Source organism: Fibrobacter sp. UWR3, from assembly GCF_900143055.1.
GTDB lineage: Bacteria > Fibrobacterota > Fibrobacteria > Fibrobacterales > Fibrobacteraceae > Fibrobacter.
The window spans coordinates 1-23,942 of the sequence record NZ_FRCW01000006.1 but is presented as its reverse complement, the minus strand read 5'-3'; the positions used below and the strand labels follow the sequence as shown (position 1 = coordinate 23,942).

Below are 23,942 nucleotides of genomic sequence, written 5' to 3'. Positions count from 1 at the left end.
CTTCTTTAAATGACACATTTTGTCGCTTGTATTTGTTATATTAGTGCACATGGTAGCACTGAATAAAATCAAGGCAAAAAAAGAAGTTGATTTCCTCTGCACGGAATGCGGTAACACCACGCCCAAGTGGGTGGGCAAGTGCCCGTTCTGCGGGGCGTGGAACACGCTCAAGGAACATGCGGTAGAACCTGCAATAGAGGGGCCACGTGCATCCCGCGGGCTCGGAGGGCCGATCCACCAGGTAGTGACGCTCAAGGATGTCGCGACCGAAGACACGCGGCGGCTGAGCACCGCCAATACCGAATTTGACCGCGTGCTGGGTGGCGGGCTTGCGCCAGGTTCCCTGGTGCTCATCGGTGGCGACCCCGGTATCGGCAAGTCCACGCTGGTTCTTACGACTCTCGCCACGATGACAGCCGCCGGCGTCAAGTGCCTGTATGTGTCGGGCGAGGAGAGTGCTTGCCAGGTAAAACTCCGGAGCGAACGCCTGGACGTCTCGGGCAGTGATATGCTCCTGCTTTGCGAAACGAGCTTGGAAAAAATTGTCCAGCAGGCACAGGAAATCAAACCGCAGGTGCTGGTCATCGATTCCATCCAGACGGTCTACAAGGCCGACCTCTCGGGAACGCCCGGGAGCGCCACGCAATTGCGGGAATGCGCTCTCGACCTCATGGTATTTGCGAAGAATACGGGGTGCATCACCATCCTTATCGGGCATGTCACGAAGGATGGCCAGATTGCGGGCCCGCGCATTCTCGAGCACATGGTCGATACCGTCGTGTATTTCGAGGGCGACCGCAATCACCAGTACCGCCTGCTGCGTACCATCAAGAACCGCTTCGGCGCGACAGACGAGATAGGCGTATTCGAGATGACGAGCCACGGGCTTATGCCGGTAGAAAACCCGAGCAAGGTCTTTTTGCAGGAGAACACACCGCCCACGCCGGGGAGCGTGGTGTGCTGTGCGCTCGAGGGCTCCCGGGCGATGCTTTTTGAAACGCAGGCTCTCGTGAATCAGACGGGGTTTGCGGTGCCCCAGCGCGTTGCCGCCGGCATCGACCCCAAACGACTCACGATTATCCTTGCCCTGCTCGAGAAGTTCGGCGGGGTGAGCATCGGGGCCTCCGACGTGTTTGCTAGCATTGCCGGCGGCATCAAGGTTTCCGATGCGTCGTCGGACCTCGCGCTTGCCCTCGCCATCGCGAGCAACCACCTGGGTATCCCGCTTTCCCGCCAGACCATCGCGGTGGGCGAGCTCGGTCTGTCGGGCGAGGTCCGGAGCGTGTCGCTCCTGGACCAGCGGCTCAAGGAGGCGCGTCGCCTCGGCATGGTCGAGGCGATAGTGCCGGCGAGCGGTCGTTTGCCCGAGGTCCTCGACGGGATGAAGGTCGTGCGCGTGCACAACCTCTCCGAAGTCATTGCTTGGCTCATGGACAAGAAGTAAAAAAGCCCCGCTTCCGCGGGGCGTTTAATTCCATAAAGGGACTAGCGACTACTCGTCGTCATCGTCGATGTGTTTCCTCTTTTTCTTCTTTTTCTTCTTCGGCATGGCGTCGTCAGCCACGGAGGACTTCTTGTTGCCCTGCACCACGACTTCGGCGGCCTTTTCACCCGGCTTGGTGAAGCCGTACTGGCGCGGTTCGAAACCGGCGGGGAACTTGGTGCGGCTGTCGTAGATCACCTTCTTGGCGGTAAACTTCTCGATCTTGGCGTCGCTCAGGTCGGCACCGGAGAAGTCAACGTTCTGCATCTTGGTGTCGGCGTCGATCTTCACGTTCTTCATCTTGGCGTTGGTGAAGCGCACGTTCTCGAGTTTGGCACCGGCAAAGCTTGCACCATTGAGCTGGGTACCGATAAAGTCGGTCTGCTGGATGGTGGAGTTCGCGAGGTTGGCCTTGTCCATGTCGGCACCGTCGAAGATGTTCTTCTTGATGTATGCACCGTCAAAGACTGCCTTCGTGAGTTCGGTACCGCGGAATTCGCACTTGCTCACTTCGGTATCGAAGAACGAGGTCTTGTTCATCTTGGCCTTGTCGAAATTGCTCTTCTTCACGGCGCCCTTGTCGAATACGACGCCGGTAAGGTCCTGGCCCTTGAAGGTCATGCTGCTCAGGGTGGACTGGGCGAACTTGGCCTTCTGGAGCTGGGTCTTGGAAAGGTCCACGTCATCGAACTCGGTCAGGGAAAGGTCGGCTTCCTGCAGGTTCACGTTCTGGAATTCCACGCCGCTGAAGTTCGCCTGGGAAAGACCGGCCTTGCTGAAGTTCACGTTGATGAGGTCAACGCCCTTGAAGTTTGCGGCGATGAGGTTACATGCCGTAAAGTCGGTCTTCACGAGGGTAGCCTTCTTGAGGTTCACTTCGCCCATCAGGGAGCGGGAGAAGTTCGCGTTCGTGAGGTTTGCCTTGCTGAGGTCGGCGCGGGTAAGGTCCACGTCCATCACGGACGCCTGGGTAAAGTCCACCTTGCTGAAGTCGGTTTCGTCGGCCACCTTCATGGCGTCAAGGCGGGCGTTCTTGAAGTTCACGTTCGGGAACTGGCTACCGAGGAGCGTTGCACGGTAGAGGTCGGCCTCTTCCATGTCTGCGCCCTTGAAGTTCGAATTGCGGATGTCGGCGCCACTGATGGTCACCTTCTTCAGGTTTGCGTTCTTGAAGTTCGCTTCGCTAATCACCGCGTTACGGAAGGACACTTCCGGGAGCTGTGCGCCCTGGAAGTTCGGCTTTTCGCCTGCACTGCGCTGGAAGTCGGTGACGTTCTTCTTGGCCTTGGCATCCGAGAAATCAAACCCGTCGATGCGCTTGTCGCGGAAAGACATATTGAGGTCCTGTCCGGAATAATCCTGGGCAAAACCGCTTATTGCCAGTGCGCCGACAAGGCATACACCAAGTTTCGAAATCTTCTTCATATTCATATATCACTATTCCTTTTATGGAAAACTAAACAACCTATAGCCCTAAAATAACTAAAAAAAAGAAAAAATACTCACTTATTTAAAAAAAAGACCATATTTTTTTGCTTAAAAAACTATTTTTGGCCCTAGAATGTCCGTTTTTAAGTTTCAAGCGTACGATTTGGTCGTCTGCGGGGCTGGTCCTGCAGGCCTCATGACCGCCTATACGTTTGCAAAAATGGTCGGAAACTCCAAGAAGGTGCTGCTTCTCGACAAGAAGGAACCCTGGAAGGAACCGATTTTCTGTGCCGAGGCGGTTTCGACCGACAGGCTCTCCAAGCTCTGGCCCATAGACCGGTCCTGGGTACGTGGAGACATCTCGGGAATCTACTTTACGTCGCGCAAGCGCTACCGTGCGGAATTCTACAGCAAGAACTGCGGCATGATTCTGGACCGCCCCAAGTTCCACCATTCTATTGCGGATGGTTGCTTGAATGTGGGTGCGGAATGCCATTTTGATACCGTGGTGAAGAAGCTTTCGCGCAATGCGGATGGTTCCTGGAATCTGGAGGTGCAGCCGAAGGGCGGCGAGGGTGAAACTATATGTGCGAAGGCCGTTGTGGATGCAACGGGCCCCGGTTCGCGCCTGACCCGCGGGATTGAGTGCCTTGAGGGCATTGAATCTGGCGATACCGACCTGGAACCCGCAATTTTCGCAGTGGCGGAAGGCATCGAGCACAGCCGCGAGCACATTGAGCTCTTTTTCGGGAGCGAATTCCCGGACGGTTACGGCTGGATATTCCCGCGCGACGGCGTGGAGGTGAACATCGGTTTTGTGCTGGGCAAGAACGTGAACCGCGAGGGCACGCTCCGCCAGAGGTTGCTCGACTTTATCGCGAAGGATTACCCGCAGGCGAAGGTGAAGGCCGTGTATGGCGGTATGATTGCCTGTGGCCAGTCCACAAGGCCCATGGCGATGTGCGGGCTTTTCAAGGCGGGCGATGCGGCAAGCTGCATGAACCCCATCAGCCGCTCGGGCATCGTGGAAGCGCTCCTGTGCGGGACTATTGTCGCAAGATCCGTGAACGAATGGCTCGACGCGAAGTCGGAGAGCGAACGGGAGTGCGTGGAGCGCTCCGTGCTCGACCGCTGGATGAAGGCGCTTGGCAAGTCGCACCTGCAGTTGCAGCGCGCGAAGGCCGGTTTCAACAGCATAACGGACGAGCAGTTCGACCGCGCCGCCGAAAAACTCTCGAAGCTCCCGCGTGAAAAGCAGACGCTGTTCCGCATATTCTTTACGGTCCTCCGTACGTGCCCTTCGCTAATCTGGAAGATGCGTTCGTTTATTTGCTAGGTGATGTTTATGTCGGGTACTATCGCAGAAAGAATTGAAGAAGTCCGTGCGAAGTTCGCTTCGTTCACCGACCCCGATGACAAGTGGAAATACCTGCTTGACCTTGCGCGCGCCCACCAGGGCATGGACGCAAGCCTCAAGGACGAAAAGTTCATTATCCAGGGGTGCGCCTCCACGATGTACCTTGTGCCGAAGTTTACGGGCGAGGTAATCCATTTCGAGATGGACGTGGAAGGCGGTACGACGAACCCGCTTATAAGCCGTGGCCTGGGTGCACTCGCACTCAAGGTTTACAACGATCTTGCCCCGAGCGAGATTCTTTCGCTCGACCCGGTATTCTTCCAGGATATCGGTCTCAATGTGGGGCTTTCGCCGACCCGCTCCAACGGGTTTGCGAGCCTCGTGAAACAAATTTATCTGTATGCTCGCGTCTATAGCGCGATAGCCAAAAAATAGGGAGAATTATGGTTAGTTTCTTGAACGGAAAGAGCCCTTTTGACGAAGCCGAAGAAAAACTCGAAGCTGGCGAGACCGTAAACGGCCGCCCGAAAATGCCGACCGGGCCCATCATGGGCTGGCAGGACGGCGTGTTCCTCCTGGTGGTGATTGGCCTTATCATTGGCGGCTACCAGTACTACCAGTATGCGAAGAAGAAGAGCGCCGAGACGTTCGCTGCCTGCAATTCGATGTACGAGCTTGCTGCTGCGGGCGAGGCCGCGAAGTACCTGGAGGCTGAATCCTGCTACGAGAGCACCTGGGATCTCGGATTCGTGAGCGATTCCATGGAAATTCTCCGTCAGAACCGCGTTGGTGCAATTACCGACATGCGCAGCGCCCAGAAGGATTTGCTTCAGGATGCCGGCGACGCCCTCGAGGATGGCGATACGGCGAAGGCCGTCTCCATCGTTACCGAATACAAGGGTGCGATGTTCCTGATCCGCGACGACAAGAAGAAGTGGGAATCCATCGCGGCGCTTGCGAAGTAACCTTCGTTTTTTGATGAGTGTGTCGCGTTTTTCTACGGGAAAACGCGGCTTTTTTATTTTGTGAACTGTTCTCGCGCCTTGAATAATTATACATTGGGGGCATGGCTAGAATTGTAGAATTGGATGGTAAGCGCCCGGAACTCGGGAACCGTGTTTTTGTTGCCGACGGGGCGTGCCTCGTGGGCGAGGTTTCCGTGGGCGATGATTCCTCCGTGTTCTACAATGCCGTGCTGCGAGGCGACCTGGCACCGATTCGCGTGGGTTGCCGCACGAATATCCAGGATAACGTTACGGTTCATGTGTCTACCGGAGTGCCGACGGTTATCGGGAACGAGGTTACCGTGGGCCATAACGCAGTCTTACATGCCTGCACTATCGACGACAACGTGCTTATAGGGATGGGCGCCATCGTGATGGACGGCGCTCACATAAAAAAGAACTGCATCGTGGGTGCGGGTGCCGTTGTGACGCAGGGGAAGGAATTCCCCGAGAACTCGCTTGTCGTGGGTGCGCCCGCACATGTGGTGCGCGAACTCACCGTCGATGAGATGGAACGAGTGAGTGGCGGCATGCAGCGCTATGTGGAAATCAAGGACATGCTCCTGCGCGGGAACGGTTGATGCTATGAAGTTCTATTTTCTCATCAACCCGATTAGTGGCGGTGGCCAGGGCAAGATAATCCATCAGTTCCTGCCCGAAATCATGGAATCCATGGGCTTTGCTGCCGATGACTGGAAGGCGGAATTCACGCAGTACGAACGCATGAGGGATCAGATTCTGGAGGCCCTCGCTTCGACCGAGACGCTTATTGCAGTCGGTGGCGACGGTACCGTTTCGTCCGTGCTTTCTACGATGCTTGAATCGGGCTTTGCGACCAGGGTGAAGATAGGCCTTATTCCGCTGGGGACGGGCAACGACCTTGCGCGCGTGCTCAACCTGTACAAGCCTTTTGTGGACCGGGGACTCCTGTTCCTGGTGCGTCGCCTGCTGCGTGCGAAACCCGCTCCCTTCGATATCTGGAAGGTGAACGGCAAGTACGCGCTCGCGAACTATTTTTCGGGAGGGATCGATGCCCGCATTGCGCACGACTTTAACCAGGACCGTGCAAGCGGGGCGATTTCATCTTCGTCCGTGATAGCGAACAAGTTGCATTATGTGCGCCGCTTCTTTGCCGACAGGAACTACCGGCTGGGAGCCAGCATGCTTAGTTACGTGGACAAGTACGGCAAGACGCATTCGGGCGTATTGACCGGACACCGCACCGTAATCGTGGGGAATATCCCGAGCTTTGCGAGCGGCGCAAACCCTTTTTACAAGTCCGACATGGCCGACGGTTTTTTGGAAGTGGTGGACGTGCCTTCCATGCCGCTGTTCCTGCTCGCTATCGCCATAGGGAACATTCCGCTTGTGGGGTTCCTGTTCAAGAAGCATTTCCTCAAGTCGGTGAAGGTGCATTCGCTTTCGCTTACCGTACCGCAGAACGAGTTCCTGCAACTCGATGGCGAGGACATGAGCGGCAAACTGGGCGAGACCGTCTCGATCGAGTTTGCGGCTCAGGTGCAGATGCTGAGGCTGGGGGACTAGGTGAAACCCGTTGCAATCTCAATGGTTTTGGACTGGCTGCGTGCCGAAGGCCTGTTGCAAGATGTTGCGCCGCAGGCCGTGTTGCGGGTCGCGCCGAGTACTGTAATTACCGGTTTTGCGTCCGTTGACTTGGCGGGGCCCGGTGACGCGAGTTTCTGGGTGGGCGATACCGTGAAGAACGAAACGAACGCGAACGGGTTTGCGTCTTCGCTGCTTGATAGCGTATGCGCCGGACTGCTGTTCGTGCCGCAAGGACTTATGCCGGCGGAGAAGGTTGCCGTTGCATCGGGTAAGGAATTTGCGCCCGGTGTGGGCTGCATTGTCCCGGTTGAAAACCCGTACCATGCGATGGTCTGCTTCTTGGAAAAGTTTGCGGATTCTTTTGCGGGCAGTGAATGCGCCGGCGATGTTACTAGCGGCTCCTTCGTGGGCAGTGGATGCGCCGGCGATGTCGCGAAATCCGCCCGCGTGCATGCGAGCGCCGTAGTCGAAGGTCGCGTGGGCGAAAATGCCTTCGTGGGCCTGGGCTGTGTGGTGATGCGCGGGGCGACGCTCGGCGCGGGCTGCGTGCTCGAGGCGAATGTGACAATTTACCCGAATGTAGTCGTGGGGGAGGATTGCGTGTTTCAGGCGGGCGCCGTTATCGGTTCCCGCGGGTTCGGTTTTTATGAATATGAGGGCAGGCGCCGGCCGGTCCCGCACCTTGCGGGCGTGCGCATCGGGCGCGGTTGCAGCTTCGGGGCGAACACGGTGGTTGCCGCGGGTTTCTTGAGCCCCACCACGATAGGCGAAAACTGCCACTTTGATTCCTTCGTGCAAATCGCCCACAACTGCCGCCTCGGGAACAACATCTTTATGGCATCGCAGTCGGGGCTCGCGGGCTCCGTGACGGTCGAGGACGATGTTGAACTTGCGGGTGGCGCGCAGGTCGCAAACCACCTTACGCTCGGGAAGGGCGCACGCATTGCTGCGAAGGCGGGCGTCACCAAGAGCATTCCCGCGGGGCTTACCGTATCCGGGTTCCCCGCCGAAGAAATTACGGTATGGCGCCGCTCGATGGTGCGCCTCCGCCAGATGGGGAAAAAGTAGCGTATGCCTGCCTTCAAGAGTATAGAATTTGCGTCGCCTTCGCTCTCGCACCCGCGGGCAGGCGTGCGTGTGGATGTCCTCGAGAAGGACCCGAACCGCGCGCCACGCGTATGCTGGTATGCGGGCGATGAACTTTTCTACTCGACGGATTCCCAGCATTGTTACGGCGAACTCGTGTATCGCGTGGCGCGGACAGCAATTTATTCGAAACCGGGCCTGCATGGCCCGCTCGCCCTCGCCTCGACGGAGCATCTTGCGCCCGTGTTCCTCATGTGGCCGAACCAGCGGTTCGATGTGCACGTTGCTCCCGGAGATGCGGAAGGCGCTCTGGCCGAACTCCCTATGATGGACGGGAGTGCGCTGCCGTTCTTCCACGCCCTGAGGAAGGTCGCCGGTGTGCCCGAGCCCCTTTGCTTTTACGATGTTCCCGAGTCCTTTACCCTCGAGTTCCCGCGCGGGCGGGTGAGCGTTTCGCCTGCAGACTGTTTCGAGGTGGAATACGAGATTACCCGCGATGCGACTGCGGGTGGCGCTGCGTTCCGCTCGTCGGCCACCCTCTCGGTGTATTCCGCAGAGGACCTCTACCGCGCGTTTTCGGCCCGCACGTTCATTTTCGAGGAGGACTACGCGAAGGCGCGTGCCGAAGGTCTCCTCGCCGGAGTCGACGAATCCTGCGGAATGCTCCTGGGCGGTGCCAGGCAGCCCCGTTACCGCATGGCGGAAGAGCCCGCCTGCCACAAGATTTTGGACCTGCTGGGCGATCTTGCCTTCGCGGTCCCTGCTTTACCAAAGGTGCGCGTTCAGATTCTGAACGGCGGCCATACCATTCACCATAAAATCATGGAGAAACTCCTGCCTTATGTCTCTACTGGAATCCCTCAAGAAATCTGAAAAAGCCGGTGTTGTTTACGATGCCGATGTGGTTCACGAACTGCTCCCGCAGAAGTTCCCGTTCGCCTTCGTTGACGAGGTCCTGAGCCTCGAACTCGGTGACGGCAAGGAGGTGCAGCCCTCCCTGGTTGGCCTTTACCATGTGACGGGCGAAGAGAAGTTCTTCCAGGGGCATTTCCCCGGCAATCCGGTGATGCCCGGCGTGCTCCAGGTTGAATCCATGGCCCAGGCGGCGACACTCCTCACGATGATTGCCCGCGAAGCTGAAGTGGTGGGCAAGCGCCCTGCCTTCATGGGCATCGAGAACTGCCGTTTCAGGAACCCCGTGCTCCCCGGCATGGACCTGCGCCTCGAGGTAAAACTCATCTCCGTGCGTCATGGCATCTTCAAGTATGCCGGCAAGGCCTTCTCCGGCGATAAACTCATGTGCGAAGCCGACTTTGTCGCCGCCATGGTGTAAACGGAATAGGTTCCGCCCGCAGAAATATTTACTATATTTTACCTCGTAAAATTTCTATACCTTAAAAGGAAGGTTAATCATGGCTAGAAAGAAGATTGCACTCGTTGGTGCTGGTCAAATTGGTGGTACAATGGCTCTCGTGCTCGCCCAGAAGAATCTTGGCGACGTGGTTCTTATCGACATTCCGCAGACTCAGGGCATGCCGAAGGGCAAGGCTCTCGACATTATGGAAGGCCGATCCGTCATCAATTCGTCCGTCGATCTTCAGGGTTCTACCGACTACGCCGACCTCAAGGGTGCAGACGTGGTTATCGTTACCGCCGGTTTCCCGCGTATGCCGGGTATGAGCCGTGACGACCTCCTCGACAAGAACTGCGGCGTTATCAAGACCGTTGCCGAAGCAATCAAGGCTAATGCTCCGGATGCTTTCGTTATCGTCATTACGAACCCGCTCGACGCCATGGTCTACAACATGCAGAAGCAGTCCGGTCTCCCGGCCAACAAGGTCATCGGTATGGCTGGCGTGCTTGATTCTGCCCGTCTCGCTTGCTTCGTCGCCGACGAACTGGGCGTGTCTGTCGAAGACGTCAAGGCCCTCGTGATGGGTGGCCACGGCGACACGATGGTTTCCATCATGGAATGCGTGTCCGTGGGCGGTATCCCGGTATCTCAGCTCATGAGCAAGGAAAAGTTCGCCGAACTCGCCAAGCGTACCGCTGGTGCCGGTGGCGAAATCGTGAACCTCCTCGGCCGCGGCTCCGCCTTCTACAGCCCGGCTACTTCTGCCATCCACATGGCCGAAGCTTACCTCCTTGACAAGAAGAACGTGTTCTCTTGCGCTGCCAAGCTGAACGGCGAATACGGCGTGAAGGGCCTCTACTGCGGCGTGCCGGTTGTCGTCGGTGCAAACGGTGTCGAGAAGATTATCGAGGTCAAGATGAGCGACGAAGAAAAGGCTGCCTTCGCGAAGTCTGTTGAGGCTTGCAAGAAGAACGCCGAATGGGTCGACGCTCATACGTAACCGCTCGCTCTCATCTAGGGCGAAGAACCTGCGGTTATCGCTCGCTCTCGCAAACGCGACCCGTTAACACCGGGTCGCTTTTTGCTCACACGTAATTATAGAGATGTCATCCCCGCGTAGGCGGGGATCTTCCTACGAAAAATCCCTTCGGCTTTGCCGGGGGATTTTTTGTAATCTGGAGCACACTTTGTTTTTAGGTCTGTGAGCGGGGTCATACTTGAAAGGGGCGATGTGGCCTCGACCCACTTTTTGCCTGAAAATATTGTTAGATTTGTTCCCGTGGACAAAATCAGAGAACTCATACCGAAAGATTCGATAGCGGAGCAGCTCCTGCTGGTCGTGCTTCTTATCGTTATTATCTGGTTTTTTAACAAGTCATTCCGGTTGTGCCTCAAACGTGCCGAAAAGCATGGCTTTGACCGTGCCGCAACTCCGCTTGTTTCGGACCTCGTCAAGTATACTACTTATGCCATCGGGCTTTTGCTTGGCCTGAATATTCTGGGCGTAAACACTAACGGGCTATTGGCAATGCTTGGTGCGGCGAGCCTTGCGGTGGGTCTTGCGCTCAAGGATACGCTCTCGAACGTTGCCTCCGGACTTTTGCTCTTGTTCCTGCGGCCTTTTGTGGCCGGCGACTACATTGAATGTGGCTCCATCAAGGGCAAGATTTGTGCGATTGGCCTTTTCAACACGACTCTCGAGACGTTCGAGGGCATCTACGTCTCTGCGCCGAACAGGTCCTTGTGGGGTTCTCCTATTGTGAACTATGCCCGCAATCCTATCCGCAGGCTCGATATCAACGTGGGCGTTTCTTATGACGCCTCTCTGGACGTTGTGTTCTGCGCCCTGCGTAGGATGGTCGAGCAGGAAGCGAGCTTCATGAAGGTCCCGCCTCCGAAGTTTTTCGTGAGCGAATATGCCGACAGTTCCATAAACGTCACGGTTTGGGTGTGGGTGCGTACGTTCGAGTACTACGAACTCAAGCGCAAGTATTCAAGAATTATCAAGGACGTGCTCGACGAGCACAAGATTGAGATTCCGTTCCCGCAACGCGTTGTCCACCTGGTGAAGGAGGGCGAGGAAGCGGCTGTGGCGAAGGAACGCGAACCGGATTTTGACGACCTCGTGCAGGATGAAGTTACGTTCAACGGGGTCAAGATTAATCTTAACCGCTAATTTTCTATATTATGCCTTGCTAAAAAGAAGGCTATATGGAAGATAAACTCGTTATTGGCGGGCATGAATTCACTTCCCGCTTTATCTTGGGTTCCGGCAAGTATTCGCTGAAATTGATTGAAGCCGCGGTGCGCGATGCGGGGGCACAGATTGTGACACTCGCGGTGCGCCGGGCGAACACGAAGGACCACGAAAATATCCTTGACTACATTCCGAAGGGAGTGACCCTGTTGCCGAATACGTCCGGCGCCCGCACCGCCGACGAGGCGGTCCGCATCGCGCGCCTTTCCCGCGAGCTCGGCTGCGGTGATTTCGTCAAGATCGAAATCATGCGCGACACGAAGTACCTGCTCCCGGATAACTACGAGACGGTGAAGGCGACCGAAACCCTCGCTGGTGAGGGTTTCGTGGTGATGCCGTATATGTACCCGGACTTGAACGTGGCGCGCGACCTCGCTAACGCGGGTGCCGCAGCCGTGATGCCGCTTGCCGCTCCGATTGGCAGCAACAAGGGCCTTTCCACGCGCGAGTTCATCCAGATTCTGATTGATGAAATTGACTTGCCCATCATCGTTGATGCGGGTATCGGCAAGCCCTCCGAGGCATGTGCCGCGATGGAAATGGGTGCTGCCGCCATCATGGCGAATACGGCGCTTGCTACCGCGGGCGACTTGCCGCTTATGGCGCAGAGTTTCAAGCTTGCTATCGAGGCGGGTCGCAAGGCCTACCTCGCAGGCCTTGGGCGCGTCCTCACGCGCGGCGCTTCCGCGTCCGACCCGTTGACAGGTTTCTTGAGAGACTAAACGAATTTAGAATGTGTCATCCTGAGCCCTTCGATTTCACTCAGGGTAAACTCCACAACGAAGTTGCGCAGTCGAAGGATCTAAAAAAATGAGCGAAAGAAAAGACAACAACTACCTGTTCGATTCCGGAAACCTTTCGGAAGGGGCGCTTGCCAAGAAGCACCGCCTTGAAAACGACCCGAGTTCCCGTACTAATATAATGGACTACCTGCCCGGCATGGAAGTCATCCAGTCGGACATCGCCGACAAGGTGCTCGCAGAATCCGAAAATTTCGATTATTCTAAATACACAGGCAAGGACGTGAAGCGCGCATTGGAACACGAACGCTGCACGCTTGAAGATTTCAAGGCGCTCCTTTCTCCGGCGGCCGCTCCGTACCTCGAGCAGATGGCCGCGAAGGCGAAAATCGAGACGAGTAAGCACTTCGGCAACAACGTCTATTTCTTCACGCCGCTCTACATCGCGAACTACTGCGAGAACTACTGCGTCTATTGCGGGTTCAACTGCTACAACCACATCAAGCGCATGCAGCTCACCATGGAGCAGATCGAGCACGAGATGAAGGTCATCGCTGACAGCGGCATGGAAGAAATCCTGATTCTCACCGGCGAAAGCCGCGCCAAAAGCAGCGTGGAATACATCGGTGAAGCCTGCAAGCTCGCACGCAAGTATTTCCGCATGGTAGGCATCGAAGTCTACCCGGTCAACGTGGACGAATACCGCTACCTGCACGAATGCGGCGTGGACTACGTGACTGTTTTCCAGGAAACATACGACAAGGTGCGTTTCGAACAACTTCACCTGCTCGGTCACAAGCGCGTATTCCCCTACCGTTTCGATTCCCAGGAACGCGCCCTGATGGCGGGCATGCGCGGGGTGGCATTCTCTGCACTCCTCGGCCTTTCGGACTTCCGCCGCGATGCGCTGGCTTCGGCGCTTCATGTGTATTTCTTACAAAAGAAATATCCGCATGCCGAGATGAGCTTAAGCTGTCCGAGACTGCGCCCCATCATCAACAACGACAAAATCGACCCGCTGGACGTTCACGAAAAGGAACTCTGCCAGGTGCTTTGCGCCTACCGTATCTTCTTGCCGTACGTGGGCATTACGGTTTCGAGCCGCGAAAGCAAGGAATTTAGGAACGGCATCGTGAAAATCTGTGCGACGAAAGTTTCCGCCGGCGTTTCTACGGGCATCGGCGACCACGAAAGCAAGTACAGCGGTCACGACGACGGGGAAGGCGGCGACGAACAGTTCGAAATCAACGACTCCCGCAGTTTCAACGATATGTACGGAGACATCTCGGGCGAAGGTTTACAGCCCGTCTTGAACGATTATCTGTACGTGTAGCGGCTAGTAATTGTAATCAGCGCAACCGGCATCGCCATAGGTCGAGAAGCAGACTCCGTAATCCGAGCGAAGCGCACCACCTTTCCCGTTTTCCCACATTATTGCTGAAGCGGGAACCAAGGCCACCTCTACAGATTGGCTGTGCTCGTCTCTCCCGCTCCACTGGATACTTACTTTCAATCGATAGTTTGTTACGTTTCCACCCTGAAGCTTTGAATTCATTTTACTCAAGTCTTTTCCGTGATTCAACAAATAGCTGATGAATATTTGATTTTTGGGTGTGGTCCGATTTTGTGACTTTCCATTTATATCCGTATAGGAGTATGCACGGTATGTTTCACCATCTTTACTCAAACTGCCTTTGACGGTGCCGTTTCTAAGTGCGATAATATCTGCAACTCCTTCAAATCCTGCTTCATTCAAGGCATCGTACCATGTTCCAGTGTTTCCGACCAGTTTGCTCATCTGTGAATTCTTATTAATAGATTCGTGATTATGCTGTACATTCATGGGCAAATCCGGACGCATCTCTATGATGAACAAGTCGACGCCAAGATTACTCTTTAGTGCATCATTTAGGCTTTTGGAAGATATAGAAGACGGATTGTTGTACAAGGCGTTTTCATTTTCCAGCAGGGCTCTGTTCAACGCCTCTCTCAGGTAGTATAGTTTGAGGAGGTCTACCTTTTCCTTCGATTTTTCGACAATACCGAAAACGCCCGGTACGGCCACCGCAGCAAGGATTCCCATGATGGATACGACGACCATCAGTTCGATGAGTGTAAAACCTTGTTTGAGTTTTTTTTGTGTATACATATACATATGGATTTATTTTGCGAAAATGCCTTTTTTTGAAAAAATAAAATATTAAATGCGAAATGGCTACTGGCACCGGTAGATGCCGGAATCAAGGCTACCGGCATGTTTCTTTATGTAGACAAGATTTCTATGACAAAGACTTAAAGTTCGTGCTCAACGATTATTTTACGTGTAACGGCTAGTACTTGTAGTCGGCACATCCTATATCGCCATAGGTCGAGAAACAAATCCCATGGTCCGTACGGAATGCGCTACCTTTCTTTTTGCCGTTACCCATTGTTTTGCCATTGGGCAGCAAGGCTACTTCTACGGAGTGGCTGTTTTCATCTTGACCGCTCCATTGGAAATTCATTGTCAGACGGTAATTAGTTTTATTGTTGCCTTGTGACGTTATTCCGTTTAAGCCCGATGACTTTCCGTTATTCAGTTCTTCGCTAATGAAAATAGGAGCTTTGGGGGAAGTTCTCCAGCCACCACCGTCCTCTTTTATCGTGAAAGTATCGTGTGCTTTTCCGTTTTCTGTGACGTCATTTTTTATGCCATTATTGTCTTTGGTATCCAGTCTATATTTTACGATGTCGGCAACACCTTCAAAACGGGCTTCTACCAGAGCGTTGTACCAAATGCCGCCATTTCCGATTAGGTGACTCATGTTGATGCCATCGTTGGCTGAACCATGTTTTGCTTGAATATTGGCTGACGCTCCTGGCTTTACTTCGTGAACAAACAGGGTAACGCCTGTTTCGCTTTTAAGAAGTCTCGTTAAATTTTTGGTATCGGCATCAGTGCTGGCAGTGCTATACAGGGCGTTCGGGTCCTCTATTAAAGCCCTGTTTAAGGCGTCTCTCAAATAGAACAACTTCAGCAGGTCAATCTTTTCTTTTGAACGTTCGATGATTCCGAATGCGCTCGGCACGGCCACCGCGGCCAGAATTCCCATGACAACGGTCACCACCATGACTTCTATCAAGGTAAAACCGGATTTTATTTTGCTGGATTTTGAACGCTGAAACATTTTTTAGAAATCCCATCATAATATGCTAAAGTTTCTACTTTGCCATCAATCCATTCATTTCTGTTGCAAATACGGTTCCCTGTAGGCCAGTAAGGACATTCCCCTGTCCCCCAATCCAGACAACCACTTCCTTGCTATTTGGGTCATTATTTTTCCATTTAACGCGAATATGTTGGGCACTACTATATTTTCCACCTTGGGAACTCGGGTAAACTAGCGTTTTACTCTCAAATAGCGGAGGAATCCATATTTTGCTATTTCCTCCAGATGAGGTCGCCAACTTCGACGCTACAAGTCCAAAGCCTGATTCGTCAAGAATATCCCTATAAAATCCGTTGTTGTATGAACTAGGTTTTAGATCGCCAATCATGTAGCATGCAAAGCCTTTATCATTGACTTTGTCTCCCAAATTAATGTTTAACAAAATCAACCCTCTCCCTTTGGAATTTGCTAGATAATTCTGTATGGTATTGTCAGCGAAATCACCCGTAAAACCATAGGTATCATTATTTGAGGATGTTGAACCATCATCATGAGCTTCTATTTGTACAAGGAGCCTTTCAAAAGCCTTTTTTATGTAAAAAAGGTGCTGAAGGTCCTTTTTTTCTTTTGTCTTTTCAATAAGCCCAAACAATTTCGGGACAGCAACCCCCGCAAGGATTCCCATAATCACGACCACCACCATGACTTCGATTAGAGTAAAACCTGACCTGCGCTTATCTTGCTTTTGCGTACGCATCGTGATACATCCCTTGCAAAACGACTCCCTTACAATAAGAAAATACCTTTTTTTAGCCTCTTGTAAACAAAATTTTTTGATTTTTGTGCGAAATTTAAGCAAAATCACAATATAAGGCCTGTTTTTGCTATTTTTTGATTTATGAAACCGCTTGATATGACGCTTTATTTCATTACCGACAGCACTTGCGTGCCCGAAGACCGTTTTTTGCCGGTGGTGGAGGCCGCCTGCAAGGGCGGCGCCACCATCGTCCAGCTGCGCGAGAAGGACCGTTCCACACGGGAATACTTGGATTTGGCCCGGTCCACCCACGAAATCACAGCCAAGTACGGCATTCCTCTAATTATCGACGACCGAGTAGACGTGGCCATGGCCATCGGTGCGGAGGGCGTTCACGTGGGGCAATCCGATATGCCTGCTTGCGATGCCCGGCGCATTCTCGGACCCGAGAAAATCGTTGGGGTTACCGCAAAGACTGTCCCGCAGGCGCTCGAGGCTTATGAACAGGGCGCAGATTACTTGGGTTGCGGGGCGATTTATCCTACCACTACTCATGTAAAAACGGTCATCACTCCCGTAGAAACTTTGAAGGATGTCGTGAAGGCGGTTCCCATTCCGGTGAATGCGATTGGCGGGCTCAACAAGGACAATATCTTTGTGCTTAAGGGTTCGGGCATTGCAGGCATCTGCGTTGTTTCTGCGATTATGAAGGCCGCTGACCCGGAACTCGCGACGCGCGAACTGAAACAGGCTTTTTCTGCATTAAATAGTTGATGCATCTACAGAATGTCATCCTCGCGTAGGCGAGGATCCTTACATCTTGTTACAACTGTATGGATGCCCTTGCCCTACGGGCTTCGGCATGACACTGTGGATGCCCTTGCCCTACGGGCTTCGGCATGACACAGCCTACGGCTGTGTCACTTGCTTCCGAGTAGTTTCTGGCCTGCCTTGAGCGGAGCACCCGGCTTTAGGTTGTTTATACGGCAGAGCGCTTCTATCGAGATGTTGAACCACTTGGCGACTTTCCCCTGCGTGTCGCCCTTTTTCACCACGTACGTGCCTTCTTTCTTGAGTTTGCGTTGCATGTTGTAGTGTGCGCGTACAATGGATTTCTTGGAAACTTTCTCGACACCGGGTTTCAGGTCCCAGTTCGGGAAGTCGACGATGGTTTCCGGGTCGATGTTAATTTCTCCGTAATGGATTTCGAAATGCAGGTGCGCTCCCGAAGAACGCCCGGAGTTGCCTGCTAGCCCCACGATATCGCCCGGGTACACGCGTTCCCCGATTTTCACGAGCCTTTCGGAGAGGTGCCCGTAAAGCGTCTGTAACCCGTTTTCGTGATCCACGATAACATAATGGCCGTATCCGCCCTTGTTGTATTTCGCCATGGTCACGACGCCCGGGAATGCTGCCAGCACGGGCTCGTCCTTGATGACGCTCACGTCTACGCCGCGGTGTAGCCTGTGGTCGCGGATGCCGTATTTTGAGGCGATGGGGGCCGGGTGCGTGATGGGGACGAGCATCGTGGAAAAATCGAAGAAGTCCTCTTTTTTCTTTTCCTTGACGACAAGTTTCGGGGCGGGCTGCTTTTCTTCGCCAACTACCTCGAATTCTACGCCCTGCTTGTCCAGGAGGATTGCCTTGGTGAATGCCTTCGGGTCGTTCGCATCAATCTTCACGACCGAGGAATCGGGCTGGGCTTCTTTCGGGGGAGCCTTATCCGCCGGTTTTGCTGTGGTCTTTGCTGCCGGCTTGCTTTTTTTTGCACTGCTCTTGACTGCGGTTGTCTTCTGCTTTTTCTTGGGCGCCTGCTTTGCATCTACATGCACGTTCATGCACGCGATGGTGAAGGCGATTGCGGCGACAAGCCTTGCCCAGCTATGTCGTGAAGCAAGAATCATTTAAGGAAAGCGAAGAATACCGCTCCGATGATGAGCACGAAGGCGACGACGTGGTTCCAGTGCAGTGCCTCGTTGTTGAAGACCGTAGTCGCGATGACGGTAAAGACCGTAAGCGAAATAGCCTCCTGTATGACCTTCAGCTGCATCAGGTTGAATGGCCCGCCGTTAATCTTGCTCCCGATGTTGTTCGCGGGAATCATGAAGAAGTACTCGAAGAGGGCGACACCCCAGCTGGCAAGAATCACGAGGATGAGCGGCCAGTCGGTACTGATGTGCATTTCCTTGAGCTTGAGGTTCCCGTACCATGCGGTGGTCATGAACACGTTGCTGATGAAAAGAAGGATAACTGTGAATATTCCGGCTTTCATAAGTCTATTTGTTGGTCATTGGTTATTAGTCATTGGTTTAACGTTAGGCGGCGGAGCCGCATTTGTAAAAAGCCAATGACCATTGACTAATGACTATTGACTTTTTATTCATGTTGTTTCTCGCCTCAATCTATACGGTTTCCCGGTGCTCATTTGGTAGGCGAGGTGGGCGCGCACCTGTTCTAGATATTGAATGTACTTTTCGCTCTGGTAATCGCGGTAGGTCCAGTTGAAGGCGTGAAAGTGCCCGTCCTGGAAGTATAGCGTGGGTTCCACGAAAATTCCGCGCTGCATGTACACGCGCTGGCGCTGGTCTTTTGTTGTCGCGAGGAAGAACTGCCCGAGGGTCATGTAGCCCGGGTCGAGGTTCACGGGGCGTAGGCCGGGTGTGTTGTTCTTCCGGGCGATTTCGAGTTCAATATCGTTTGTCCAGAGCTTTATGTCGACGATGGTCTCGCGCTCCACGAGGGTCTCGTAGCTGAAGAACGCGCGTACGGGCGCTGAGCCGATTTCTTCGACGTAGTAGTTGGTGAACGTGAAGGGGAAGGGGGCTAGGTTCAGGTCTTCTTCTCCGAACTTTTCTCGGAGCGTGGCGCGCACGGCTTCGACCGATGGGGCGTCCTTCGCGAGGATACCCACGATAATCTTGACCTTGGCTGGAGTCCTGAGTTCGCCCATGTTCTGGTAATTTAGTAATTTTTGCACATGCCTTCAAAAATCCCTTTCGTCTATCGTCTATCGTTTATCGTCATTTTCCTCTCGTCGCTTGCGTTCGCTGAGGCCCCGCGTGTCTTGCCCGCGATTCTTGATTCAATCCCGCACGAGCCGACCCACTTTACGCAGGGGCTTTTCTTTGACGGCAAGGATTTGTTTGAAACTACCGGCCAGTATGGGGAATCCGGCCTGTACCGCCGCACGCTTGATGGCAGGATTCTCGATTCCGCAAGGCTTGCTCCCCGCTATTTCGGGGAAGGCTCGATTGCCGTGGGCGAAGACATCTTCTACCTCACGTGGAAAGCCAAGAAGGCGTTCATCTATAGCCGAAAACCGTTCAAGTATAAGGGCGAGTTCCGCATTCCTACCGAGGGTTGGGGCCTTACCTACTGGCAGAACGCCCTCCTGATGAGTAACGGCAGTGACGAACTCCTGCAGATTGCTCTCGGCGGGTTTTACGTGATGGGTTCCATCCGCGTGACAGATGCCGGCAAGCCGGTAAAGAACCTGAACGAACTTGAAATTGTCGGGAATACTTTGTATGCAAACGTGTGGCAGACCCCGCTTATTGCAGTTATCGACCTGCCAAGCGGCAAGGTGCAAAAGTACATTGACTTTTCTGCGAAGGGTCGCGAGATATACAGGAACAACCCGAATATCGACGTGCTGAACGGGATTGCCTACGACGGCAAGTACCTGTGGGTTACGGGCAAGTACTGGCCGCAGATTTACAAGATTGCCGTGCCTTGATGGAGCCTTGTGCAGTAAATCCGTTTGCGCCTACTTGATGGATGAGGCGGACTCGTAAACAAGGACGTTACTGTAGGTGAGCGCGAGGGACAGGCGAGGTTTCTTTGTATTGAAGTCGAGAATGCCGTAATGCGCGTCCAGCGAAACCCTGTGGTTATTTACCCTGAAGCTCATGTACGCGCCCACGCCGACCTCCACGTTTCCGAAATCTTCCTGATCGCCGACGGTACCCCAGTTCAGCCAGAAATTGCGGCAAATGTATTGTTCGAACCCAATGCGCAAGAAATCGCCGACAGGAAGTTGCTCGATGAACGATAATCCTCCGCTGAACAGCTGCGTCCATGCGGCTAGGAAGGAGTCTAGTTCAATAAGGTCGACATCGTCATCATCGTCTTCATAGTAACTGTACGAATAGTCATCTTCGCTGTCTGTGTCGATGCATATCCCGGTGGCGCATATCGCGGCTACCGTCACGCCGAGCCAGATGGCAGAAACCCAGCTGCGCCATCCGAAGTACTTGTCGGCGTAACCGAAGGTCACGTAGGGTGAGGGAAGGATGCCCCAGCCCGATACAAATCCGCTTCGTGTTGCGGTCGTGGTCTCGAGGGCGATGGGAATGTTCCATTCGTCACCGGAGAGGCTGAAGTTGATTTTCTCGGCACGGGCGGTAAGCACGCGTACCTTCTCGTCGTTCTGCCCCTGTTCTGCCGTTTCCATGAACCCAGACGCTGAAGGCGGGTGCATGGTGCATCCGCTGAGAGCGATAAGGATCGCAAGGATTGTCAGGTAGAAGAATCTCATGGGTTTAAATATATATCGTTAGTTTTACGAAAGAAAAGCACAAGGATGCGAGATTGCGATAAAAAGACAATCTTTGCCGATGGATAGACTACTATTTATGTTCCAATATGGAATGCTTTGGGTCGCAATAGGTAATTGACGAACGAACGGTCGCTCTGTGAGCCTCAAAGCCCCATGCGTTAAGCTGGGGCGGAGGCGACCTTTGGACACTTGCGCTTTAGCGCTTAGTGTACATGGCCACCTTTAGGTGGGAGTGAGTGAGAAACCGGAGGTTCTATACACGAAACGTCGAACGAGCGGTCTCTTAGTGAACTCCGTTGCCGTCGGCTACGTCGCAGGTCACGGGCTTGCCGTTCACTTCAAGCGCGAGAGCGTCGCAGAACACGGCGCCACCCTTCACGGAGAGCGCAATCTTCTCGAAGTCCTTGACCTTGAGTTCGCGCGGTTCGCTGGGGGCCACACCCTTGAACAGGGCGCGGTCACCGGGCTTCGCGTCTTCGGGCACGGAGACGAGCCTGCAGGTGTGGGCCTCGTTGTCGAGGTTGCCCGCAAAGAGCATTCCCTGGCTCATGATACCGCGAAGAGCGCTGGGCTTCAGGTTTGCGAACAACAGAATCTTCCTGTCCTTCAGTTCCTCGGCCTTGTAGCTGTTCTTGAGGCCGCTGCAGATGGTGCGGAGTTCGCCTTCGCCGGCATCAACCTTGAGTACGTAGAGGCTCGTGGCGTCCGGATGGTCGGCCACTTCCTTGATTTGGGCCACGCGCATGTCCATGGCGGCAGGCACGTCGGCTGCCATCAGGGGCTTGTTCTGCTTGGGCTTCGGCTGGGCTTCCTGCTTCTTGACTTCTTCCTCGATGCGCGGGAAGAGCGGCTTGCCTTCGCCGAACGTTTCGCCGCCCTTGAGGATTCCCCAGGCGAGGTCGTCTGCGCTCTGGAACTTGCAGCCGATCATGGCGAGTCCTTCTTCCGCCTTGGCGGGAATCACCGGCCACAGCAGGCAAAGCGAGAGGCGCACGGCTTCGGCAGACACGTAGAGCACGGTCGCGAGTTCGTTCTTCTTGGTTTCGTCCTTCGCGAGTTTCCACGGGGCCTTGACTTCGAGGTAGCGGTTGATGCTACGCACCAGCTGCATGATGGTCTCGATGGACTGGGAGAGGCGGGCCTGGGGCAGGCCTTCCTTGATTTCGGCAATCACCTTGTTTGCAAGGTCGATGACTTCCTTTTCGGCGTCGCCGATGGAGGTCGCTGCGGGGAGCTTGCCTTCGAAGTTGTTGAGCACCAGGCGGTGCACGCGGTTCAGCACGTTACCGAGGTCGTTCGCGAGGTCGCTGTTGATGCGGCGCACGAAGGCGTCGTGCGTGAAGTTCGCGTCCTGGCCCACCACCATTTCGCGGGCGAGGAAGTAGCGGAACGCGTCGATGCCGTACTTTTCCATGTAGTCCATGGGGTTCACCACGTTGCCTGCGGACTTGCTCATCTTTTCGCCGCCGTTCACGAGCCACCAGCCGTGGGCGAGGATGTGCTTCGGAAGCGGAATGTCGAGAGCCATGAGCATGGTCGGCCAGTACACGCTGTGGGTGGTCAAGATGTCCTTACCGATGAGGTGGTAAGTGGCGGGCCAAATCGGCGTGCCGTCGGCATAAGTCTTGTGGAAGGCGGTGGAGGCGCTCACGTAGTTGAGGAGGGCGTCGAACCACACGTAGGTCACGTAGTCGGTGTCGAACGGCAGCGGAATGCCCCAGCTGAGGCGTGCCTTCGGGCGGCTGATGCACAGGTCGTTCAGCGGCTGGCGCAGGAACCCGCGGATTTCGTTCCAGCGGTAGTCCGGCACAATCCAGTCCTTGTGGCTTTCGAGGAAGTCAATCAGCTTCTGCTGGTAAGACCCCATCTTGAAGAAGTAGTTCTTTTCCTTGAGCCATTCCACCGGGCGGTGGCTGATGGGGTCGCACTTGTTCTCGTCCAGCTCGTCTTCGGTAAAGAAGCGTTCTTCGCCGACGGAGTACCAGCCCTCGTATTCCTTCGAGTAGATTTCGCCCTTGTCCCAGAGCTTCTGCAGGCATTCCTGCACAAAGGCCTTGTGTTCGGGCATCGTGGTGCGGATAAAGAAGTCGTTATCGATACCCATCTTCTTCCACAGGTCTTCGAACCGGTGGTAGTATTCGTCCACGTGTTCTTGCGGGGTCACGCCGCGCTTGTCGGCAGCGCGCTGCACCTTCTGGCCGTGTTCGTCGGTGCCGGTCAAAAAGAACGTCTGGTAGCCGAGAATCTTGTGGAAGCGGGTGAGGATGTCCGCGAGGACGGTCGTATAGGAATGCCCGATATGCGGGGCGTCATTCACGTAATAAATCGGAGTAGTAACGTAAAAATTTTTCATGGCTCCAAATGTAGTAAAAATGGGTGTCATCCTGAGCGGAGTGAAACGGAGTCGAAGGATCCAGTTATGTATATTTCCTCAAAAACGAGGTATATTATGTCTTTCATGGATTTGGCTAAAAACCGTTATAGTTGCCGAGCATTCACTGCCCAGGCCGTAGAACCCGAAAAACTCGCCCAGGTGCTGGAGGCGGGCCGCCTTTCTCCGACGGCAATCAACGCTCAGCCCGTGACCGTGAAGGTCATCAAGTCCCCCGAGGCTTTGGAAAAGATCCGTGGCATTACCCGTATGGCCTACAATGCTCCCGTGGTTCTGATGGTTTGCTACGACGAACCCAAGTGCTATACCGCCGAAAAGTACAACGACAACTTCAATAGCGGCGTGATGGATGCAAGCATCGTCACCACCTCCATGATGATGCAGGCCACCGATCTCGGCCTTGCGACCCTCTGGGCCCGCGGATTCAACGCATCGTACATCGAGAGCGCGTTTAACTTTCCGGACAACTTAAAGTTGGCCTGCCTCTTGGATATCGGCTACGCCGACCCCGAGAACGGCGGCCCTTCGCCCAGGCACCCCGTGCGCAAGAGCATGGAAGAATTCGTGAGCGAAGTGTAGGCTACTTAATAGCCATAGCTGCGTTCAGGACTTTCAGCGAGACTCCGTTTGCCTTGAGGAATTCCGCAATCTTCTTGTCTCGGGCAGCGAATTTTCTTTTCGCGCGAGCTTCGCCTTTTGCCTCGCCTTTTGCTTCTCCTTTTGCCTCGCCTTCCTCGTATCCTTCGCGGCGGGCATAACTCATGCACGCATTGAATTCATCCTTGTCGATCATACCTGTCGCGACCTCCGT

The 23,942-nt window shown here is 54.4% G+C and carries 25 protein-coding genes and 1 pseudogene; 16 read left to right on the top strand and 10 right to left on the bottom strand.

The window, feature by feature from the left end; genetic code table 11:
- Positions 1-49 precede the first annotated feature (49 nt).
- On the top strand, positions 50-1,444 hold the full coding sequence (gene radA, locus BUA44_RS09155; RefSeq protein ID WP_072811128.1) for a DNA repair protein RadA: 1,395 nt from the start codon (positions 50-52) through the stop codon (positions 1,442-1,444).
- A gap of 48 nt (positions 1,445-1,492) precedes the next feature.
- Here radA and BUA44_RS09150 read toward each other — a convergent pair whose 3' ends face one another.
- Positions 1,493-2,914: a pentapeptide repeat-containing protein gene (locus BUA44_RS09150; protein WP_083579559.1), complete on the bottom strand. Its 1,422-nt coding sequence runs from the start codon at positions 2,912-2,914 to the stop codon at positions 1,493-1,495.
- A gap of 130 nt (positions 2,915-3,044) precedes the next feature.
- On the opposite strand from BUA44_RS09150, the gene BUA44_RS09145 reads away from it, so the two are divergent.
- The 12 genes from BUA44_RS09145 (at position 3,045) to thiH (ending at position 13,608) form a co-directional block, all read left to right on the top strand.
- Complete coding sequence (locus tag BUA44_RS09145) at positions 3,045-4,247, top strand: NAD(P)/FAD-dependent oxidoreductase (protein ID WP_072811126.1); 1,203 nt, start codon at positions 3,045-3,047, stop codon at positions 4,245-4,247.
- Positions 4,248-4,256: 9 nt separating this feature from the next.
- Entirely contained in the window at positions 4,257-4,703 is a 447-nt protein-coding gene (locus BUA44_RS09140; RefSeq protein WP_072811124.1) for a SufE family protein, read from the top strand.
- Between the two features lie 8 nt (positions 4,704-4,711).
- Positions 4,712-5,233: a hypothetical protein gene (locus BUA44_RS09135; protein WP_072811122.1), complete on the top strand. Its 522-nt coding sequence runs from the start codon at positions 4,712-4,714 to the stop codon at positions 5,231-5,233.
- A gap of 101 nt (positions 5,234-5,334) precedes the next feature.
- Positions 5,335-5,853 (top strand): gamma carbonic anhydrase family protein, encoded by a 519-nt coding sequence (locus BUA44_RS09130; protein WP_072811119.1) that lies wholly within the window; start codon positions 5,335-5,337, stop codon positions 5,851-5,853.
- Between the two features lie 4 nt (positions 5,854-5,857).
- Positions 5,858-6,817, top strand: a complete 960-nt coding sequence (locus BUA44_RS09125; RefSeq protein ID WP_072811116.1) for a diacylglycerol/lipid kinase family protein — start codon at positions 5,858-5,860, stop codon at positions 6,815-6,817.
- Positions 6,818-7,906: a UDP-3-O-(3-hydroxymyristoyl)glucosamine N-acyltransferase gene (locus BUA44_RS09120; protein WP_255370508.1), complete on the top strand. Its 1,089-nt coding sequence runs from the start codon at positions 6,818-6,820 to the stop codon at positions 7,904-7,906.
- Between the two features lie 3 nt (positions 7,907-7,909).
- Positions 7,910-8,797 carry a UDP-3-O-acyl-N-acetylglucosamine deacetylase gene (locus tag BUA44_RS09115; RefSeq protein ID WP_072811112.1) on the top strand — a complete coding sequence of 296 codons (888 nt, stop codon included), beginning with the start codon at positions 7,910-7,912 and terminating at the stop codon, positions 8,795-8,797.
- On the top strand, positions 8,766-9,257 hold the full coding sequence (gene fabZ, locus BUA44_RS09110) for a 3-hydroxyacyl-ACP dehydratase FabZ (protein ID WP_072811109.1): 492 nt from the start codon (positions 8,766-8,768) through the stop codon (positions 9,255-9,257). Before BUA44_RS09115 ends, fabZ begins: the two co-directional genes overlap by 32 nt.
- A 79-nt stretch (positions 9,258-9,336) precedes the next feature.
- Positions 9,337-10,278: a malate dehydrogenase gene (gene mdh, locus BUA44_RS09105; RefSeq protein ID WP_072811107.1), complete on the top strand. Its 942-nt coding sequence runs from the start codon at positions 9,337-9,339 to the stop codon at positions 10,276-10,278.
- Positions 10,279-10,557: 279 nt separating this feature from the next.
- Positions 10,558-11,454: a mechanosensitive ion channel family protein gene (locus BUA44_RS09100; protein ID WP_072811104.1), complete on the top strand. Its 897-nt coding sequence runs from the start codon at positions 10,558-10,560 to the stop codon at positions 11,452-11,454.
- Between the two features lie 35 nt (positions 11,455-11,489).
- Positions 11,490-12,257, top strand: a complete 768-nt coding sequence (locus BUA44_RS09095) for a thiazole synthase (RefSeq protein WP_072811102.1) — start codon at positions 11,490-11,492, stop codon at positions 12,255-12,257.
- A gap of 88 nt (positions 12,258-12,345) precedes the next feature.
- Positions 12,346-13,608 (top strand): 2-iminoacetate synthase ThiH, encoded by a 1,263-nt coding sequence (thiH, locus tag BUA44_RS09090; RefSeq protein WP_072811099.1) that lies wholly within the window; start codon positions 12,346-12,348, stop codon positions 13,606-13,608.
- Positions 13,609-13,611: 3 nt separating this feature from the next.
- Here thiH and BUA44_RS15960 read toward each other — a convergent pair whose 3' ends face one another.
- The 3 genes from BUA44_RS15960 to BUA44_RS16085 form a co-directional block, all read right to left on the bottom strand.
- Positions 13,612-14,424 (bottom strand): type II secretion system protein, encoded by an 813-nt coding sequence (locus tag BUA44_RS15960; RefSeq protein WP_072811511.1) that lies wholly within the window; start codon positions 14,422-14,424, stop codon positions 13,612-13,614.
- A gap of 181 nt (positions 14,425-14,605) precedes the next feature.
- Positions 14,606-15,442, bottom strand: coding sequence for a type IV pilin protein (locus BUA44_RS09080; protein ID WP_072811097.1), 837 nt, complete (start codon positions 15,440-15,442; stop codon positions 14,606-14,608).
- A 34-nt stretch (positions 15,443-15,476) separates the two neighbouring features.
- Complete coding sequence (locus BUA44_RS16085; protein WP_304456032.1) at positions 15,477-16,283, bottom strand: type II secretion system protein; 807 nt, start codon at positions 16,281-16,283, stop codon at positions 15,477-15,479.
- A gap of 39 nt (positions 16,284-16,322) precedes the next feature.
- Between BUA44_RS16085 and thiE the strand changes: the two genes are divergently transcribed.
- Positions 16,323-16,955 carry a thiamine phosphate synthase gene (thiE, locus tag BUA44_RS09070; protein ID WP_072811094.1) on the top strand — a complete coding sequence of 211 codons (633 nt, stop codon included), beginning with the start codon at positions 16,323-16,325 and terminating at the stop codon, positions 16,953-16,955.
- Between the two features lie 146 nt (positions 16,956-17,101).
- Here the strand turns inward: thiE and BUA44_RS09065 are convergent, their stop codons facing one another.
- The 3 genes from BUA44_RS09065 to BUA44_RS09055 all read right to left on the bottom strand — a co-directional run bounded on the left by BUA44_RS09065 (position 17,102) and on the right by BUA44_RS09055 (position 19,131).
- Positions 17,102-18,085, bottom strand: a complete 984-nt coding sequence (locus BUA44_RS09065; protein ID WP_083579557.1) for a peptidoglycan DD-metalloendopeptidase family protein — start codon at positions 18,083-18,085, stop codon at positions 17,102-17,104.
- On the bottom strand, positions 18,082-18,453 hold the full coding sequence (locus tag BUA44_RS09060; RefSeq protein WP_072811089.1) for a DMT family protein: 372 nt from the start codon (positions 18,451-18,453) through the stop codon (positions 18,082-18,084). Before BUA44_RS09060 ends, BUA44_RS09065 begins: the two co-directional genes overlap by 4 nt.
- A 108-nt stretch (positions 18,454-18,561) precedes the next feature.
- Positions 18,562-19,131 (bottom strand): DUF4416 family protein, encoded by a 570-nt coding sequence (locus BUA44_RS09055; protein WP_072811086.1) that lies wholly within the window; start codon positions 19,129-19,131, stop codon positions 18,562-18,564.
- Positions 19,132-19,158: 27 nt separating this feature from the next.
- Between BUA44_RS09055 and BUA44_RS09050 the strand changes: the two genes are divergently transcribed.
- Positions 19,159-19,917, top strand: coding sequence for a glutaminyl-peptide cyclotransferase (locus BUA44_RS09050; protein WP_072811083.1), 759 nt, complete (start codon positions 19,159-19,161; stop codon positions 19,915-19,917).
- A 30-nt stretch (positions 19,918-19,947) separates the two neighbouring features.
- Here the strand turns inward: BUA44_RS09050 and BUA44_RS09045 are convergent, their stop codons facing one another.
- Positions 19,948-20,718: a hypothetical protein gene (locus BUA44_RS09045; protein ID WP_072811081.1), complete on the bottom strand. Its 771-nt coding sequence runs from the start codon at positions 20,716-20,718 to the stop codon at positions 19,948-19,950.
- A gap of 304 nt (positions 20,719-21,022) precedes the next feature.
- Positions 21,023-23,092 carry a methionine--tRNA ligase gene (gene metG / locus BUA44_RS09040; protein ID WP_072811079.1) on the bottom strand — a complete coding sequence of 690 codons (2,070 nt, stop codon included), beginning with the start codon at positions 23,090-23,092 and terminating at the stop codon, positions 21,023-21,025.
- Between the two features lie 105 nt (positions 23,093-23,197).
- Here metG and BUA44_RS09035 point away from each other — a divergent pair, with 105 nt between their 5' ends.
- Entirely contained in the window at positions 23,198-23,710 is a 513-nt protein-coding gene (locus BUA44_RS09035; RefSeq protein WP_255370507.1) for a nitroreductase family protein, read from the top strand.
- 1 nt (position 23,711) lies between these two features.
- Here the strand turns inward: BUA44_RS09035 and BUA44_RS09030 are convergent.
- A pseudogene (locus BUA44_RS09030) lies at positions 23,712-23,942 on the bottom strand (hypothetical protein); the annotation flags it as partial.

Bases quoted from the DNA above. Each gene is read 5' to 3' on its own strand.
- BUA44_RS09095 (WP_072811102.1), top strand. From the start codon at position 11,490: ATGGAAGATAAACTCGTTATTGGCGGGCATGAATTCACTTCCCGCTTT.
- BUA44_RS09045 (WP_072811081.1), bottom strand. From the start codon at position 20,718: ATGAGATTCTTCTACCTGACAATCCTTGCGATCCTTATCGCTCTCAGC.
- metG (WP_072811079.1), bottom strand. From the start codon at position 23,092: ATGAAAAATTTTTACGTTACTACTCCGATTTATTACGTGAATGACGCC.
- BUA44_RS09065 (WP_083579557.1), bottom strand. From the start codon at position 18,085: ATGATTCTTGCTTCACGACATAGCTGGGCAAGGCTTGTCGCCGCAATC.
- BUA44_RS09060 (WP_072811089.1), bottom strand. From the start codon at position 18,453: ATGAAAGCCGGAATATTCACAGTTATCCTTCTTTTCATCAGCAACGTG.
- BUA44_RS09115 (WP_072811112.1), top strand. From the start codon at position 7,910: ATGCCTGCCTTCAAGAGTATAGAATTTGCGTCGCCTTCGCTCTCGCAC.
- BUA44_RS09035 (WP_255370507.1), top strand. From the start codon at position 23,198: ATGGATTTGGCTAAAAACCGTTATAGTTGCCGAGCATTCACTGCCCAG.
- thiE (WP_072811094.1), top strand. From the start codon at position 16,323: ATGAAACCGCTTGATATGACGCTTTATTTCATTACCGACAGCACTTGC.
- BUA44_RS09145 (WP_072811126.1), top strand. From the start codon at position 3,045: ATGTCCGTTTTTAAGTTTCAAGCGTACGATTTGGTCGTCTGCGGGGCT.
- BUA44_RS09055 (WP_072811086.1), bottom strand. From the start codon at position 19,131: ATGGGCGAACTCAGGACTCCAGCCAAGGTCAAGATTATCGTGGGTATC.
- BUA44_RS09150 (WP_083579559.1), bottom strand. From the start codon at position 2,914: ATGAATATGAAGAAGATTTCGAAACTTGGTGTATGCCTTGTCGGCGCA.
- thiH (WP_072811099.1), top strand. From the start codon at position 12,346: ATGAGCGAAAGAAAAGACAACAACTACCTGTTCGATTCCGGAAACCTT.
- mdh (WP_072811107.1), top strand. From the start codon at position 9,337: ATGGCTAGAAAGAAGATTGCACTCGTTGGTGCTGGTCAAATTGGTGGT.
- BUA44_RS09140 (WP_072811124.1), top strand. From the start codon at position 4,257: ATGTCGGGTACTATCGCAGAAAGAATTGAAGAAGTCCGTGCGAAGTTC.
- BUA44_RS15960 (WP_072811511.1), bottom strand. From the start codon at position 14,424: ATGTATACACAAAAAAAACTCAAACAAGGTTTTACACTCATCGAACTG.
- BUA44_RS09080 (WP_072811097.1), bottom strand. From the start codon at position 15,442: ATGTTTCAGCGTTCAAAATCCAGCAAAATAAAATCCGGTTTTACCTTG.
- BUA44_RS09130 (WP_072811119.1), top strand. From the start codon at position 5,335: ATGGCTAGAATTGTAGAATTGGATGGTAAGCGCCCGGAACTCGGGAAC.
- fabZ (WP_072811109.1), top strand. From the start codon at position 8,766: ATGTCTCTACTGGAATCCCTCAAGAAATCTGAAAAAGCCGGTGTTGTT.
- BUA44_RS09125 (WP_072811116.1), top strand. From the start codon at position 5,858: ATGAAGTTCTATTTTCTCATCAACCCGATTAGTGGCGGTGGCCAGGGC.
- BUA44_RS09135 (WP_072811122.1), top strand. From the start codon at position 4,712: ATGGTTAGTTTCTTGAACGGAAAGAGCCCTTTTGACGAAGCCGAAGAA.
- BUA44_RS09050 (WP_072811083.1), top strand. From the start codon at position 19,159: ATGCCTTCAAAAATCCCTTTCGTCTATCGTCTATCGTTTATCGTCATT.
- radA (WP_072811128.1), top strand. From the start codon at position 50: ATGGTAGCACTGAATAAAATCAAGGCAAAAAAAGAAGTTGATTTCCTC.